General features: G+C 70.0%; 14 protein-coding genes. 11 read left to right on the top strand and 3 right to left on the bottom strand.

Annotated features, from left to right (window positions below):
* The first annotated feature begins 69 nt into the window (after positions 1-69).
* The 6 genes from ACFYW8_RS02180 to ACFYW8_RS02155 all read left to right on the top strand — a co-directional run bounded on the left by ACFYW8_RS02180 (position 70) and on the right by ACFYW8_RS02155 (position 4,472).
* Positions 70-1,005, top strand: coding sequence for an SDR family oxidoreductase (locus tag ACFYW8_RS02180; RefSeq protein WP_389066195.1), 936 nt, complete (start codon positions 70-72; stop codon positions 1,003-1,005).
* A gap of 122 nt (positions 1,006-1,127) precedes the next feature.
* Positions 1,128-1,499: a VOC family protein gene (locus ACFYW8_RS02175; RefSeq protein WP_389066192.1), complete on the top strand. Its 372-nt coding sequence runs from the start codon at positions 1,128-1,130 to the stop codon at positions 1,497-1,499.
* A gap of 38 nt (positions 1,500-1,537) precedes the next feature.
* A complete protein-coding gene (locus tag ACFYW8_RS02170; RefSeq protein WP_389066188.1) occupies positions 1,538-1,822 on the top strand; it encodes a hypothetical protein in 285 nt (94 codons plus the stop codon).
* A gap of 531 nt (positions 1,823-2,353) precedes the next feature.
* On the top strand, positions 2,354-3,445 hold the full coding sequence (locus ACFYW8_RS02165; RefSeq protein WP_389066185.1) for a PP2C family protein-serine/threonine phosphatase: 1,092 nt from the start codon (positions 2,354-2,356) through the stop codon (positions 3,443-3,445).
* Positions 3,446-3,538: 93 nt separating this feature from the next.
* Positions 3,539-4,051, top strand: a complete 513-nt coding sequence (locus ACFYW8_RS02160) for an SMI1/KNR4 family protein (RefSeq protein ID WP_389066180.1) — start codon at positions 3,539-3,541, stop codon at positions 4,049-4,051.
* A 259-nt stretch (positions 4,052-4,310) separates the two neighbouring features.
* Entirely contained in the window at positions 4,311-4,472 is a 162-nt protein-coding gene (locus ACFYW8_RS02155) for a MarR family transcriptional regulator (protein ID WP_389066176.1), read from the top strand.
* Positions 4,473-4,620: 148 nt separating this feature from the next.
* Here ACFYW8_RS02155 and ACFYW8_RS02150 read toward each other — a convergent pair whose 3' ends face one another.
* From ACFYW8_RS02150 to ACFYW8_RS02140, 3 genes are all read right to left on the bottom strand, one after another.
* Positions 4,621-4,917: a hypothetical protein gene (locus tag ACFYW8_RS02150; RefSeq protein ID WP_365877441.1), complete on the bottom strand. Its 297-nt coding sequence runs from the start codon at positions 4,915-4,917 to the stop codon at positions 4,621-4,623.
* 271 nt (positions 4,918-5,188) lie between these two features.
* Entirely contained in the window at positions 5,189-6,379 is a 1,191-nt protein-coding gene (locus ACFYW8_RS02145; RefSeq protein WP_365877443.1) for an MFS transporter, read from the bottom strand.
* A 239-nt stretch (positions 6,380-6,618) separates the two neighbouring features.
* The gene (locus ACFYW8_RS02140) at positions 6,619-9,228 is read right to left on the bottom strand and encodes a PA14 domain-containing protein (protein WP_389066599.1); all 2,610 of its coding nucleotides are present in this window, start codon (positions 9,226-9,228) and stop codon (positions 6,619-6,621) included.
* A 165-nt stretch (positions 9,229-9,393) separates the two neighbouring features.
* Here ACFYW8_RS02140 and ACFYW8_RS02135 point away from each other — a divergent pair, with 165 nt between their 5' ends.
* The 5 genes from ACFYW8_RS02135 to ACFYW8_RS02115 all read left to right on the top strand — a co-directional run bounded on the left by ACFYW8_RS02135 (position 9,394) and on the right by ACFYW8_RS02115 (position 15,195).
* Positions 9,394-10,407, top strand: coding sequence for a LacI family DNA-binding transcriptional regulator (locus ACFYW8_RS02135; RefSeq protein WP_365877445.1), 1,014 nt, complete (start codon positions 9,394-9,396; stop codon positions 10,405-10,407).
* Between the two features lie 143 nt (positions 10,408-10,550).
* Entirely contained in the window at positions 10,551-11,651 is a 1,101-nt protein-coding gene (locus tag ACFYW8_RS02130) for an ABC transporter substrate-binding protein (protein ID WP_389066167.1), read from the top strand.
* Position 11,652: 1 nt separating this feature from the next.
* Positions 11,653-13,221, top strand: a complete 1,569-nt coding sequence (locus ACFYW8_RS02125; RefSeq protein WP_389066164.1) for a sugar ABC transporter ATP-binding protein — start codon at positions 11,653-11,655, stop codon at positions 13,219-13,221.
* Positions 13,214-14,176 (top strand): ABC transporter permease, encoded by a 963-nt coding sequence (locus tag ACFYW8_RS02120; RefSeq protein ID WP_365877451.1) that lies wholly within the window; start codon positions 13,214-13,216, stop codon positions 14,174-14,176. Before ACFYW8_RS02125 ends, ACFYW8_RS02120 begins: the two co-directional genes overlap by 8 nt.
* Entirely contained in the window at positions 14,173-15,195 is a 1,023-nt protein-coding gene (locus ACFYW8_RS02115) for an ABC transporter permease (protein WP_389066157.1), read from the top strand. The genes ACFYW8_RS02120 and ACFYW8_RS02115 overlap by 4 nt, the downstream gene beginning before the upstream one ends.
* Positions 15,196-15,212 lie beyond the last annotated feature (17 nt).

Raw genomic sequence — 15,212 nt, 5'->3', positions numbered from 1 at the left:
ACTGACATCGCCGGGTCGCCCCGACCCGCCCTCCCGGCGCGAGGGCGACCCCGGACTGGAGGCTTTCTCATGCGTGTTTTCGTCACCGGGGCATCCGGATGGATCGGCTCCGCACTGGTACCCGAGCTCATCGGCGCCGGACATCAGGTCGTCGGGCTCGCCCGCTCGGACGCCTCGGCCGCGGCCCTCACGAAGGCCGGGGCGGACACGGTGTCCGGCACCCTCGACGACCTCGACGTCCTGCGCGAGACGGCCGCGGCGTCGGACGGCGTGATCCACCTCGCGTTCAAGCACGACATCGCCTTCTCGGGCGGTTTCCAGGACGCGGCGGACGCGGACCGCAGCGCCGTCGAGGCCTTCGGCGAGTCCCTGGCGGGTTCCGGACGGCCGTTGGTCATCGCGTCGGGGCTGGTCGGACTGGCACCGGGCCGCGTGAGCACCGAGGCGGACGGACGGACGCCGGACGAGGTGTCCGCACATCTGCCGGGCGGCCCGCGGACCCGGATGGGCACCGCCCACGCGACCCTCGCGCTCGCCGACCGGAACGTCCGCTCGTCCGTCGTACGACTCCCCCCGACCGTGCACGGCGAGGGTGACGGCGGCTTCATGGCGGCCCTGATCGCCATCGCCCGCGACAAGGGCGTCGCCGGTCACATCGGCGACGGCACGCAGCGCTGGCCGGCCGCGCACCGCGACGACGTCGCCCGCCTCTTCCGCCTCGCCCTGGAAGGCGCGCCGGCGGGATCGGTGCTCCACGCGAGCGCCGAGGACGGCGTACCGCTCCGCTCGGTCGCCGAGGTCATCGGCCGCCACCTCGACGTGCCCGTCCGCTCCGTCCCCGCCGAGGAAGGGGCCGAGCACTTCACGTGGCTGTCGGGATTCATCGGCCTCGACAGCCCGGCCTCCAGCGCGCGGACCCGCGAGCTGCTGGGATGGCACCCGACCGGGCCGGGTCTGATCGGGGACCTCGACAAGGGGCACTACTTCCGGTCGGGCGGGGAGTAGGCGCCGCCCGGGGAGGCCTCCGGGGCCGCACGTACGGTCGTACGGCCCCGGCCGTCCGCCGGATGCCGCCCTGACAGCCTTCCGGCGCTGCCACTCCCGCGGAATCGGGGCAGATTGACTGCATGCCCCTTTCGTTGCACCACATCGTCATCGACGCGCACGACCTCCCCTCGCTGGCCCGGTTCTGGGCCGAGGTGCTGCGCTGGCGGATCCTCTCCGAGCGGGAGCGGGAGGTCGTGATCGGGCCGGACGAGACGGCGCCGGTGGGCATCTGCTTCATGCCGGTGACGGAGGGCAAGGTCGTCAAGAACCGGCTGCACCTCGATCTGACCTCCGCGGCCGAGGACCGGGAGGGGGAGATCGAACGCGTCCTGGCGCTCGGGGCCCGCAGGGCGGAGGTGGGACAGAGCGGTGAGGAGTCGTGGATCGTACTGACCGATCCCGAGGGGAACGAGTTCTGCGTCGTACGCCCCAAGGCGACCCTCGTCAGCTGAGACGACGTCTTGATCGGCGGTAGCTCGTGGCTCAGGGCATGGACATGATTGAGCGGCTGGTGCCGGACGGGCTGTGGGAGATCTTCTTGGACGTGGCGCCGGACTATCTGCAGACCGGCAGGGACCGCCACGCAGCCCACGTCGCACCCACCCGGGCAGCCGCCGACCTGATCGTGGACGGGACCGCAAGCGAGGCAGAGATGCCGGCGGCCGTCATGCCGCTGATCGGGCCGGCCCTCACACCGCCGCCCACGGCACCCCTCGCGGGCACGAGGGGTGCGCGGTGTGACCGTACCCCCGGGGTCCCGGCGTTCGCGCTGTGACGCGCCCCGGAGGCACCGGCCCCGGGGAGAGACGCCGCGTGATCACGCTTGCGGCAACACAGCCCAACCCCCGGCGGGCTCTCAGACGAATCAAGACCGATCCAGTTCACCCGCGGCCCGGCGAAAGGCAGGGCGACACAGAGCCCGGCAGGGCGAGCCGTACCGGACGCGCCCCGGTCACAGGACTCCCGATGGGCCGCGAACCTCGCCGCCGCACGCCAGCTCCGCTCCCGCGAGTGCGGCGAGCCACCGGATCCCCTCTTCGTCCGTACCGGATGCTGCGTTGTTCAGGCTGCCGGGACGCCACGGGGAGCGAAGTCGGGAGTTGCCGGGCGGCCCGCGGCCCGTGGGCTGCCGGCCCCACGCGGGCGGCACCCGTCGCCGGATCACTCGCCGCGTGTCTCTCCGGTGTGCGGCGTTCGGGTCATAGCCGTCACGTGGCGTGCGAGCCGCAGGGAGATGGGGTGGCCTGGCGGACGGTCAGCCCATAATCTGAGCAGCCTGGAGATCAGTCGACGTCTGGAGCAGCGCGTGCCCGGGCTGACGGTGTGGCAGCGGCTGGGAGGGTGGAGGCCCCTGCTGCCGGTGGTTCTGCTGTGCGCGGCCGTGGTGATCGATTTCGTCACGCCGCCCACTGTCAGTGCCGCGGCTCTCTACGCGGCCTCGATCCTCACGGCCGCTCCGTTGCTGTCCCTGCGCGGCACCGTCGTCACCGGGGTGGCGGCGTTCCTCCTCGACCTGGCCATGTTCGGCTATTTCGGCTTCCATGGGACCGCCACCCAGTACAGCGAACTGTCCATGGTCGCGACGGTGGCGGTGATCTCGGTCTTCCTCAACCGCCTCCTCCATCACCTGCACACACAACTCCAGTCGGCTCGCGACATCTCCGCCACCGTCCAGCGGGCCGTCCTGCGCGACCCGCCGAAGGCGAGCGGGTCGCTGCGGTTCGCCGCCCGCTATGAGGCCGCGCAGTCGGACGCGCAGATCGGCGGAGATCTCTACGCGGTGGTCGATACGCCGTTCGGTGTGCGCTGCGTGATCGGCGACGTGCGCGGCAAGGGTCTGAACGCGGTCAGGGCCGTCGCGGACAGCATCGGCACCTTCCGTGAGGCGGCCCTGCAGGAACCCAGCCTCACCGCGCTCGTGGAACGGCTGGAGCGAGCCATTGCCCTCGAGCTAGAGCAGTCCGGGGGCGTGACCGAACTCGAAGGGTTCATCACCAGCGTGGTCGCGGAGTTCCCCCGGCACGGGAACAAGGTCCGACTCGTCAACCGCGGTCACCCCGCACCCCTGCTGTTGCTGCCGGACGCCGTGCGGTATGTCGAACCCAGCCGGCCTGCGCTGCCCCTGGGCCTGACCGCTCTCGCCGCCGGTCCGGAGCACATCGACACGGTGACGTTCCCGAAGGGCGCCACACTGCTGCTCTACACCGACGGACTCACGGAAGCCCGAGACGCGAAAGGCGAGTTCTACGAGCCGGCCGACAGGTCCGACCTGTTGCGGTACGCCCGTCCGGACGCCCTCCTCGACGCCCTGATGGCCGACGTGCACCAGCACACGGGCGGCCGGAGGGCCGACGACATGGCACTGCTGGCGATCACCCGAGAATCCGAGACCGCCTGACGTGCGAGGGCCGGGCGACGACGGGGCCCGATTCCGGCCACTGCCGGGAATGGGATGATCCCGTGATCACACCCGTGCCGGTAAGGGGAGGCCATGGCAACACTCGAGGAGATCAAGACGCTACTGGGCGAACCCGGTTTCCATTGGCCCGATCCCGCTCCCTGGACGCGCCTGGAGCGGGAACTCGGGGTCGCCTTCCCCGCCGATTTCCGGGCCATGGCCGACGCCTACGGGCCCGTCCTGATCAGCGGCGGACTGTACCTCCATCACCCTGGCCACCCAACCAGGAACCTCGGCGAAGAAATCAAGGAGTCGATGGAGTTCTGGCTGGAGGAGGATTCGGCGGAGTTCCTTCCCGGCGGCGCGGGATCTCGCCCCGGGGAGCTGCTGCCGGTCGCGACGGGCGCGACGGCGGAGACGGTCTTCCTGCGCATACCGCACGAGCCCTCGGCGCCATGGGCCGTAGGCGTGCAGGAGATGGACAGTGGAGAGTTCGTCCTCTACGAAATGGCGTTCAGCGACTGGCTGTTGGCATACCTGCGGGGCGAGGACGTCATGGCGGGCGCCTCCACGCCGGACCGGCCGTTCTACGAGCCGCTGAGCTAGGCGGGATCGGGAGGCTACCGAGGTCAGGAAGTTGCCGAGGCCGCGGGGATCCCTTGGCCCGGGAGACGCCCTGACCCCGGGGGCCGCCAGGCACCGGCTCCGCTCAGGCGTCGGCGACCGCGGTCTCGGCAGGACGCTCCTCAACCTGCCGACGAGACACCCCGCGAGTCGGCAGCCGCGGCAGTCGCCGTGACCGTCCCGGGCGGTCAGGTCCCTGACATGCCGGCCCCACTGGGAGGCCGGACGAGGACCGCTCGGTTTGCCCCAGGAGGCGTCGACGGCCGGCGAGTCACTGGTCGCGGGCGATCTCGCGGAACGGGCCAGGCTGACCACGAGAGCGGTGACGGGAGTGCAGAACCGCCTGGAGAAGGCCGGCTACATCCGGCGTACCGCGGACCCGGGCGACCGCCGACGCGTGTAGGTGGTCATGGAAGGGACCGCTCAAGAACGCGTTCTCGAGATCTATGGCCCTGTCCACGAGCGGCTGTCGACCCTCTTCGCCGACTACGGACGGATGAGATCGCCGTGCTGGCGGACTGGTTCACCAGGGCCCGCCGTCAATGCCAGGGTCAGGATCCGCCCACGGACTCGACGACGTCGCCGGCGCTCACCGCTTCGTCCTGTGCCATGCCGAGGAAGCGCTGAACCGTCTGGATCGGCATGTCGAGCCCCTCCGACGCCTCCTGCACGCCGCCGAACACCTGCACCGCCTCGGCGACGGCCATGGCCACCTCGACCTCGGCCTTGCGGACCTTGGCCTCGGCCTTGTCCACGGTGTCGACCACCGCCAACTGACGGCGCTGCTTCTCCTGGAGGCGCTGCTTGCGCGACAGGGCTCTGTCGGAATTCGAGTTCTGCACAGACATGGCCAAGATCATAATCAGTTGCCCGCACACCGTGAAATCCGCAACTGACCTGCGCCGCGTGAACATTCACGGTTCGAGGCCAGGCCCCCGCACCGGCTCCGGCCCGGTTTTCAGGCCCCCCGCATGAGCTCCGCGTTGACGGCATCGACCTTGGCCAGTCGGCCGTTCCCGGATTCGCCATCAGTCCTCGCACCAGGTCGACCGCCGAGTGAGCGGTCCCGGACCGCCGAGTCCTGCCGGTGATCCACTCCCGACACGCCCTGAGCCTGCCCTAAGCCCCCACCGAGGTCGGCCGCCGGAGGAGGTAGACGCCCGCGATCGACGCCAGGACGGCCATGCAGGCGATGAACACGAGCCCCGCGCCCTCCAGGCCGATCGGGCCCACCAGCACGCCCACTCCGATCACCGGCACCGAGATGCCCGCGTAGGCGACCACGAACAGGGTGGAGATCACCGCCGCGCGCTGATGCTCGGGAGACGCCTGCGCCACGGTGGCCAACGCGGCGCGGAACGCCAGGCCCTGGCCGCCTCCGCCGACGATCGCGCTCAGCACCACGAGGACCAGAAGGTCCCAGCGCAGCGCGCCCGCGAGCAGTGCGAGACCGCCGAGGAGAGCGGCGCAGCCCAGGGGGAGCGACCGCCCCACTCCGACCCGGCCGACGGCGAGCTGCCCGGCGGTCGAGGCGAAGAAGGCGAGTGCGACGACCAGTCCGCTTACGGCGTGGTTGTGCACGTCGAGGGACTTGGCGAGGAACGACGGACTGACCGAAGTGAAGACCCCGAACAGGGCGAACCCCACGAACGCGGCGATCGCGGGTGGGCCGAACACCGGCCGCACCTGTGGGGGCAGGCCGGGCCGTTGCGGTCGTACGGTGCTCAGCGGCCGGCGTTCCCGTACGGTCTCGGGGAGCCGCAGCAGGACGGCGACCGAGCAGGCCACCAGGGCGAGGTGGACGGCGAACGGCAGGTACAGCGGCCAGGGCGCGTACTGCGCGAGCAGCCCGGCGAGCAGGGGACCGCAGCCGAGTCCGCCCATGTTGGCGGCCGTCGCGACGAAGGTGGCCCGCGCGGCGCCGCCCGGCGGTGCCAGCTCCATCACGTACGCCGTGGCGGCCCCGGTGAACAGGCCGGCGGACAGGCCCGACAGCAGCCGCCCCACGTAGAGCCATCCCAGCCCGGTGGCGCACAGGAAGCAGACGGCGCTGGCCGCCGCGAATCCGAGGCCCCACAGGAGTACCGGCCGCCTGCCCACCGAGTCCGAGGCGTTGCCCGCGAGCAGCAGCACGCCGATGACCCCGAAGGCGTACACGGCGTACACGACGGTGACCGTCAGCTCGGAGAATCCGAACTTCTCCTGGTAGAGGCCGTAGAGGGGAGTCGGCAGCGTGGTGCCGGCCATGCAGACGGCGAACACCGCCCCACTGAGCAAACACTGGCGCCACCCTTGGCTGTCACCGTCCATGGCGCCGACAGTAACGGCGTGGGCCGCCGTGGTCCGGCCCGCCGTGCCGCCGGACGGAACCCGGGAGACCACGGCGCGGGTGCCCGCGATCCGGACGCCCGACGCCCCGCGGGTGAGTGCCGTACCGGGGCTGGTCCGCCCTCCCTTCGCGGGGAGGGCGGACCGGCCGACGACCCGTCAGCGGGCCGGGGCGAGGCGCGCGCGGAACAGCGGGGAGGCGTGTGCCGGGCGCCTCGTCGTCAGGAGCAGCCCGCCGGGGTCGCCTGTGACGCGTCGTGGATCAGCGCGTCATGGGCTGCCTTCAGCCGGGCCACGTCGGGCTTGACCACGCTGCGGTCGTACGTGATCAGCCCGTTCAGTTCTCCTTCCACGTCCGAGATCTGGGTGTAGACGGCGCCGTTGCCGCCCTTGCAGGCGAGCTTGCGCACCTCGTCCAGCCGGGCCAGGTAGTTGTCGGTGTACGTCGAGGGGTCGACGTCCACGTACGACTGCTGGACGGACCAGGCGTGTCCGGGTACGGCGAGTCCGAGGCCGCCGTACTCGCCGCTGACCAGGGCTCTCTTCCCGTCCGGGTTCGGTGGCAGCGCGGGGCTCGGGTAGCCGTGCTCGTCGATGATGTCGCCGGTGCCGCCGTCCACGCCGAGGTTGATGCCCGACATGGAGTTGATGAGGCGCGTCGGGTCCCAGGACTTGGCCTGGTCGGCGATGCGGGCCTCGTCGTACTGGCCCCAGCCCTCGTTGAAGGTCACCCACATGACGACCGACGGGCTGCTGATGTGCTCGTCGATCATCTGCTTCATCTCACGCTCGTACTCGGCGCGGGAAGCGGCGTTCGGATCGACGCCGGCGGTCATGGCGGGCATGTCCTGCCAGACCATCAGGCCGAGGCGGTCCGCCCAGTAGAACCAGCGGTCGGGTTCCACCTTGATGTGTTTGCGGACCGCGTTGAAGCCCATCTCCTTGTGCATCTTCAGGTCGTACGCGAGGGCTTGGTCGGTGGGTGCGGTGTAGAGGCCGTCGGGCCAGAAGCCCTGGTCGAGGGTGGCCATCATGAAGACGGGTTTGCCGTTGAGGACGGTGCGCGGGGTTCCGTTCACCTGCTCGACGGCGATCGACCGCATTCCGAAGTAGCTGCCGACGTGGTCGGCGCCGACGGTCACCTTGAGGTCGTAGAGGAAGGGGTCGTCGGGTGACCAGAGGTGCGGGTCGGTGATCTTCAGGACGAGCGGCTGCCCGGTGCGGCCCCGCACGGTGGCGACCTTGCGGTGTCCGGCGTACGCGGTCGCGGTGACCGGTACTCCGTTCCGGATGCCCTGCGGCTCGACGGTGAGCCGGCTGTTCTTGACGTCGGGCGTCAGCTTGAGCGAGTCGACATGGGCGGCGGCGACCGGCTCCATCCAGACCGTCTGCCAGATTCCGGAGGACGGGGTGTACCAGATGCCGCTGGGGTCGAGCCGCTGCTTGCCGACCGGCGGGTTCTCGCCGCCCTGCGCGTCGGTCGGGTCGTAGACGCCGACGATCAGTTCCTGGGTGCGGCGGCCGGGCTTCAGCGCGGCGGTGACGTCGGCGCTGAACTTGTCGTAGCCGCCCTGGTGTTCGGCGACCTGGGTGCCGTTGACAAAGACCTCGGCCCGCCAGTCGACGGCGCCGAAGTTGAGCTGGAGGCGCTTGCCCCTGCCGACTTTCCAGTCGGACGGGACGGTGAAGGTGCGCCGGTACCACATGCGGTCCTCGTGGCGTTCGATGCCGGAGAGCTGGGACTCCACGGGGTAGGGCACGAGGATCTTCTCGGCGAGCTTCTTCCCGACCGGGGGCTGCTCTCCTGCCTTGGCGGCGGCGAACTGCCATGAGCCGTTCAGGTTGCGCCAGTCGGCCCGGGTGAGCTGGGGCCGGGGGTACTCGGGGTGGGCGTTGCGGGGGCCGACGTCGTCCGCCCACTTCGTGCGCAGTTGGTGGGTGGAGCGGTTGGGGCCGCTGCTCCAGAAGGCGTTGACAACGTTGCCGTTGGTCCCGGAGAGGCCGCCCTTGCCGTCGTAGCGGAGGTCCGCGGTGCCTTTGGCCGTGCCTGTCCGGTTGCCGACGACGGGTTCCTTCAGGCCGACGATCAGGGACTTGGGGTCGGCGGGGTCCAATGTGGCCGTGGTCAGGGGCCACTTGGCGCCGCCGATGACGGCTTCGACGTGGTCGGTGAGACCGGCCGGGGGCGCGGTGAGCGGCTGGGCGAAGTCCAGGCGCAGCGTACGGCCGTCGCCCTGGACGGTGGTGGCGATGGCGCCGTCGTAGGCGTATCCGTCGGGCAGCCGGAGAGCCGACTGCGGGACGGCCGTCTTGGAGCCGCCGGGCGGGGTCCAGCGCAGATGGAGGTTGGAGCCGCCGAAGTGCTCGAAGTACTCGACCTTGATGTCGTAGGCCTGTCCGGCGGTCAAGTCGATGGACTGGGAGGTCTGTTCGCGGTCCCAGTCGTCGACCCAGTGGTCGATGGCGAGGTGTCCGTCGACCCACAGCCGGAAGCCGTTGTCGCCGATGATCGAGAACGTGTGGGCGCCGGTCTTCTCGGGGACGATCCGGCCGGTCCAGCGGACGTTGACGTCGTCCGACTGCCCGGTGGCGAAGGCCAGTCGCGGCTCCAGATTGTCGAAGTCGAGGTTGGTGTCCAATCCGGTGGCCTTCAGCTCGTGGAAGTCGAAGGCGCCGGGGGCCGTCTGGGTGTAGTACTCGCCCTTCAGACCGTGGACTTCCACGGGGTCGTCGGCGGCCGTGGCGGCCGGGGCGGCGGTGAGTCCCGCGAGGCCGAGTACCGCGATGAGCAGGAGTGCCAGTTGGGTTCTGAGGTTTCTGGGGCTTCTGATGCGCACGGATCCTCCTTGGCTGAGGAAGGGTGGCGGCTCGTTGCTTCAGTCTGTACAACGTTGGAAGGAACGGGAGTTGGCATCACAGCACGGGTCCCGGCCTCTGTCCAGGGCCATGACAAACGCCCAGGTGACAGAGGCGCACATCGATGAAGAGGAGATCCCTTGCGGGTCAGCCTGAAGGACGTCGCGGAGCACGCCGGCGTCTCGATCAAGACGGTTTCGAACGTCGTGAACAACTATCCGCACGTCACCCCGGCCATGCGGGCGCGGGTGCAGGAGGCCATCGACAAGCTGGGCTACCGGCCGAATCTCACGGCGCGCCACCTGCGCAAAGGGCGCACGGGCATCATCGCGCTCGCCATCCCCGAGCTGGGCAACCCGTACTTCGCGGAGCTGGCGGGGGCCGTCATCGACGCCGCCGCCGAGCACGAGTTCACCGTCCTCCTGGACCACACACGCGGCGACCGCGAGCAGGAGGTGCTGGTGAGCCAGGGTTTTCGGGCCAACGTCATCGACGGTCTGATCCTCAGCCCGCTGGAGCTGGAGGACGAGGACCTGCGCTCGCGCACCGACGACGTGCCGCTCGTGCTGCTCGGCGAGCGGGAGTACGAAGTGCCCTACGACCACATCGCGATCGACAACGTGGCGGCCGCGCGCAGTGCCGTACGCCATCTGCTGAGCCGCGGGCGCTCGCGGATCGCCTACCTGGGGGCCCGCACGGATTCGGCCAACCGGCCGGCGCATCTGCGACTGGCGGGCTGGCGCGAGGAGTTGACGGAGGCCGGGGTGCCCGCGCCCGATGAACTGGTGGTGCCGGTCGGCGGCTGGAGCCGCGACGAGGGCGCGCGGGCGATGGCCCGGCTGCTTGATTCCGGGGTACGTCCGGACGCCGTTTTCGCGTACAACGACCTGGTCGCGATCGGCGCGATGCGGGTGCTGCACGAGCGTGGCCTGCGGGTTCCGTGGGACGTGGCGGTGGTCGGCTTCGACGACATCGAGGAGGGGCGGTTCGGAGCGGTCACGCTGACGACGATCTCGCCGGACAAGCAGGCCATCGCGCGGATGGCGGTGGCCTCCCTGTTGCGCAGTCTGTCGGGCCGGACAGAGCCCGGTGGACGTGAACTGACCGCGGATTTCAGACTCGTTGAGCGCGAGAGCACGCTGGGGCGGCGCTGACGAGATTTCGGACAGAAGGCTTTACAGGCTTCTTCCAACGATGTAAAAACCTCCCCGGAACGACGTGTACACCGAGTTGACCGCAAGAGCCGATCATCCCCGGGAGCGCTCTCAGCGCCGGGGCCGCGCCGTTTGGGGACTCCATGAAGCCGATCGCACCACGTCATCGCACCTCCGCCAGGACCCTCCTCGCCACCGGCCTCATCACGGGCCTCGCGCTCGTCTCCGGTTGCGCAAAGTCGGAGAGCGACACCGCCGGCAACGACAAGAGCTCCGCCGCCCAGGGCGACGGGGGGCAGGTCGTCGCCTCGCCGTCCACGGGCTCGGGGCCGACCTGCGCCATCGACGCCTACGGCGCCAAGAAGATCGACCTGAAGTCCGCCACCGTCGGCTTCTCCCAGTCCGAGAAGGAGGCCAACCCCTTCCGGATCGCCGAGACCGCGTCGATCAAGGCCGAGGCGGACAAGCGGGGCGTGAAACTGCTGACGGCAAACGCGCAGTCGCAGTTCTCCAAGCAGATCAGCGACGTCCAGGACCTCATCGCCAAGGGCGCCGACCTCCTCGTGATCGCGCCGCTCAACTCCGACGGCTGGGAACCCGTCCTGCGCTCGGCGTCCGCCAAGCACATCCCGATCATCACCATCGACCGTAAGATCAACGCCACCGCCTGCAAGGACTACGTGAGCTTCATCGGCTCCGACTTCGTCGAGCAGGGCAAGCGGGCCGCGGACCGGATGATCGAGGCGACCGGCGGCAAGGGCGACATCGCCATCCTGCTCGGCGCCGCGGGCAACAACGTGACGACCGAACGCACCAAGGGCTTCGAGGAACGCATCAAGGAGAAGGCGCCCGACCTCAAGATCGTCTTCAGGCAGACCGGTGAGTTCGCCCGGGAGAAGGGCCAGTCGGTCACCGAGAACCTCATCCAGTCCAAGCCCGGCATCACCGGGATCTACGCCGAGAACGACGAGATGGGACTCGGCGCGGTCAACGCCCTCAAGGGAGCCGGCAAGAAGCCGGGCGCGGTGAAGATCGTGACGATCGACGGAACCCGCAACGCCGTCCAGGGCATCGTCGACGGCTGGATCGACGGCGTCATCGAGTCCAACCCGCGCTTCGGGCCGCTCGCCTTCCAGACCCTGGACACCTTCACCCAGGGCGCGAAGGTCTCCCAGGACATCATCATCCAGGACAGCGCGTACACCAAGGACAACGCCAAGTCCGACCTGGGCAAGGCCTTCTGACATGTTGTCAGTGACCGGCCTGTCGAAGACCTTCCCCGGCGTGAAGGCCCTGTCCTCCGTGGACTTCGCCGCCCGCGCCGGGGAGGTGCACGCGCTCATCGGAGAGAACGGCGCGGGCAAGTCGACCCTCATCAAGGTCCTCACCGGCGTCTACCAGGCCGACGAGGGCGAGTTGACGTACGACGGTGCCCCGGTCCGCTTCGCCAATCCGCTCCAGGCGCAGCACGCGGGCATCTCCACCATCTACCAGGAGGTCAACCTCGTCCCGCTGATGAGCGTGGCCCGCAATCTCTTCCTCGGCCGCGAACCCCGGGGCCGGCTCGGCCTGATCGACTTCCGGCGCATGCACCAGCAGGCCGACGAGGCTCTGCGCGACCTCGGTCTGCGGGTCGACGTGCGCCGACCGCTGCGTGAACTCGGCGTGGGCGCCCAGCAGATGGTGGCCCTCGCCCGCGCCGTCTCCGTCGAAGCCCGCGTGGTCGTCATGGACGAACCGACCTCCTCGCTCGAACCGCGCGAGGTGCGGACCCTGTTCGGGGTGATCCGGATGCTGCGCGAGCGGGGCATCGCGGTGATCTACGTCAGCCACCGGCTCGACGAGCTGTACGAGATCTGCGACGCCGTCACCGTGCTGCGCGACGGCTTGGTGGTGCACACGGGCCGGATCGCCGAACTCGACCGGCTGAGGCTCGTGGCGCTGATGCTGGGCAGGGAGATCGCGGACGTACGGCAGGAGGGCCTGACCAAGTTCGCGGGAAGTCACGACACCGAGGCCGAACCGATCCTGGAGGCACAGGGTCTGACTGTTCATCACCAATTGAACGACGTATCCGTCTCGGTACGGCCCGGCGAGGTGGTAGGGCTCGGCGGGCTGCTCGGTTCGGGCCGCACCGAGACGGCCAAGGCCATCGCGGGCGCGCTGCCCACCGACTCCGGGCGGGTGGTGGTGGCGGGCGTCCGGGTGCGCACCGGCTCGACGCCCGCCGCGATCCGCGCCGGCATCAGTCTGCTCCCCGAGGACCGCAAGGCCGAGGGGATCGTGCCGGGCCTCTCGGTCCGCGAGAACATCGCGCTCGCCGCGCTGCCCGGCCTCTCACGCTTCGGCCTGGTCGACGAGGCGCGCATCGACCGGATCGTCAACACCTTCATGAAACGGCTGCGCATCAAGGCGGCGAGCCCTCACCAGAAGGTGGGCGAACTGTCCGGCGGCAACCAGCAGAAGGTACTGCTGGCCCGCTGGCTGGCCATGCAGCCCAAGGTCCTGCTCCTCGACGAACCCACCCGGGGCATCGATGTCGGCGCCAAGGCGGAGGTGCAGAAGCTGATCGACGAACTGGCCGACGACGGACTCGGCGTCCTGCTCATCTCCTCCGATCCCGAGGAACTGATCGAGGGCAGCGACCGGGTGATCGTCCTCAAGGACGGCGCGGTCGTCGAGGAACTCACCGGCGACGCCGTCACCGAGGACCGGCTGATGCGCGCCATCGCCACCGCACCCGCCACGCCCGCCGCCACCGCACCCGCCACGGCCACCGGCACGAGCACCGGCCCGGGAGGCCACGATGACTGACCTGACACTCGGCCGGGTGACAGCCGACCGCGACCGGCTGCTGGGCCTGCTCCAGGAATACGGCGTCTACCTGGGCGTCGTGGCCCTCTTCCTGGTGAACACCGTCTTCACACCGCACTTCCTGTCCACCGAGAACTTCCGCACCCAGGCGGTCCAGGTCGCCCCCGTCCTGATCGTGGCGCTCGGCATGGCACTGGCCATCGGCAGCGAGGGCGTCGACCTGGCGGTGGGCTCGGTGATGGCCCTGTCCACCTCGCTCCTGTCCCTCTACCTCGGCTACGGGCCCGGCGTCGCCATCCTGATCGCCCTCGTCGGCGGCGCCGTGATCGGCGTCGCGAACGGGTCCCTCATCGCGTTCGTCGGAGTCCAGCCCATCGTCGCGACACTCGCCCTGATGGTCGCCGGGCGGGGGCTGGCCCTGGTGCTCCTCCCCCAGCTCAAGGACGTACACGACCCGGCCATGGCGAAGCTCGGCTCGGGCGATCTCCTTGGCATCCCCTACGTCGTACTGATCGCCGCCGCCCTCGCCCTGCTGGTCGCATTCGCCGTGCGCCGTACGACCTTCGGCCGCCAGCTCCTCGCCATCGGAGACAGCCGCCCGGCGGCCCGGCTCGCCGGGCTGCCGGTGCGCCGCGTACTGATCCTGGTGTACGTCTGCTCCGGCGTCCTCGCGGCCGTCGCGGGCGTGCTGGCCACCGCCCGCCTCACCGCGAGCGACCCGACCTCGCTCGGCAACCTGATGGAACTGTCCGCGATCACCGCGGTCGTGGTCGGCGGCACCCCGCTGAGCGGAGGCCGGGTCCGCATCGGGGGCACGGTCGCCGGCGCCGTCCTCATCCAGTTGCTCACCACCACGCTCATCAAGCACGATCTGCCGCCGTCGTGGACCCAGATCGCCCAGGCCGCGGTGATCGTCCTCGCCGTCTACGCGGCACGGGAACGAGGAAAGCGATGACGACCGACGTGGAAACTCCGGTGCGCGCGAAGAACACGGCCGAGGAAGAACCGTCCGGCGCCGGGCGCTCCGAACGGCTCAGCGCCCTCGCCCAGCAACACGGCGCGCTGGTCACCCTGGTCGTCGCGATGATCGCCGCGTCCCTCAGCTTCGACACCTTCCTGACCGGCGACAACCTGGAGAACATGGCGCTCTCCTCGGCGTTCCTCGCCGTGGTCGCGCTCGGCATGACCTTCGTCATCGTCACCGGCGGCATCGATCTGTCGGTGGGCTCGCTCTTCGCGCTCGGCGGCGTGGTGGCGGCCTGGGGGTCCCAGTACGGAACGGTCGTCGCTCTGCTGCTGCCGCTGGCCGTCTGCGGGCTGATCGGTCTGGTCAACGGCCTGTTGATCGCCCGTTCGCGACTGGCTCCGTTCATCGTCACGCTGGCCTCGATGCTGGGGGCCCGGGGCATCCTGCTCTCCGTCACCGACGAGGGCTCGAAAACGTATCTCGTGGACAAGGAGTCGTTCTTCGCGAAGCTCGGACAGGGCGCGCTGCTCGGTGTCGGCGTGCCCGTGTGGATCACCGTGGCGCTGTTCGTGCTCGGCGCGGTCGTCCTCCGGCGCACCCGGTTCGGGCAGTACGTCTACGCGGTCGGCGGGAACGAGGACGCGGCGGCCCTGATGGGCGCCCCCGTGGCCCGTACGAAGATCTCCGTCTACACGCTCTCCGGACTGTGCGCGGGACTCGCCGGAGCGCTCAACGCGGCGTGGCTGGCGTCGGGCGTGACGATCCTCGGTTCCGGTATGGAGCTGGAGGCGATCTCCGCGGTCGTCATCGGCGGCACGCTGCTCACCGGAGGGTTCGGATTCATCAGTGGCTCACTGGTCGGTGTGCTGCTGCTGAAGGTCATCCAGAACGTCATCAACCAGATCGGCTCCCTGGACTCCGCCTACCAACAGGTCGTCAGCGGCGCCTTCCTTGCCGTCGTCGTCATCGCGCAGACCTGGCTGGGACGCAGACGCCGGGTGCTGTGAAGGCCGGGGCCGGTCCG

Origin of the sequence: Streptomyces sp. NPDC002742 (assembly GCF_042888885.1) — a bacterium.
Classification (GTDB): Bacteria; Actinomycetota; Actinomycetes; order Streptomycetales; family Streptomycetaceae; genus Streptomyces.
This window is presented reverse-complemented; position numbering and strand designations above follow the sequence as displayed.

What these genes read in the sequence shown, in the direction of transcription:
- ACFYW8_RS02180 (WP_389066195.1), top strand. Translation starts at nt 70, where the DNA reads ATGCGTGTTTTCGTCACCGGGGCATCCGGATGGATCGGCTCCGCACTG.
- ACFYW8_RS02175 (WP_389066192.1), top strand. Translation starts at nt 1,128, where the DNA reads ATGCCCCTTTCGTTGCACCACATCGTCATCGACGCGCACGACCTCCCC.
- ACFYW8_RS02170 (WP_389066188.1), top strand. Translation starts at nt 1,538, where the DNA reads ATGGACATGATTGAGCGGCTGGTGCCGGACGGGCTGTGGGAGATCTTC.
- ACFYW8_RS02160 (WP_389066180.1), top strand. Translation starts at nt 3,539, where the DNA reads ATGGCAACACTCGAGGAGATCAAGACGCTACTGGGCGAACCCGGTTTC.
- ACFYW8_RS02150 (WP_365877441.1), bottom strand. Translation starts at nt 4,917, where the DNA reads ATGTCTGTGCAGAACTCGAATTCCGACAGAGCCCTGTCGCGCAAGCAG.
- ACFYW8_RS02145 (WP_365877443.1), bottom strand. Translation starts at nt 6,379, where the DNA reads ATGGACGGTGACAGCCAAGGGTGGCGCCAGTGTTTGCTCAGTGGGGCG.
- ACFYW8_RS02130 (WP_389066167.1), top strand. Translation starts at nt 10,551, where the DNA reads ATGAAGCCGATCGCACCACGTCATCGCACCTCCGCCAGGACCCTCCTC.
- ACFYW8_RS02125 (WP_389066164.1), top strand. Translation starts at nt 11,653, where the DNA reads ATGTTGTCAGTGACCGGCCTGTCGAAGACCTTCCCCGGCGTGAAGGCC.
- ACFYW8_RS02120 (WP_365877451.1), top strand. Translation starts at nt 13,214, where the DNA reads ATGACTGACCTGACACTCGGCCGGGTGACAGCCGACCGCGACCGGCTG.
- ACFYW8_RS02115 (WP_389066157.1), top strand. Translation starts at nt 14,173, where the DNA reads ATGACGACCGACGTGGAAACTCCGGTGCGCGCGAAGAACACGGCCGAG.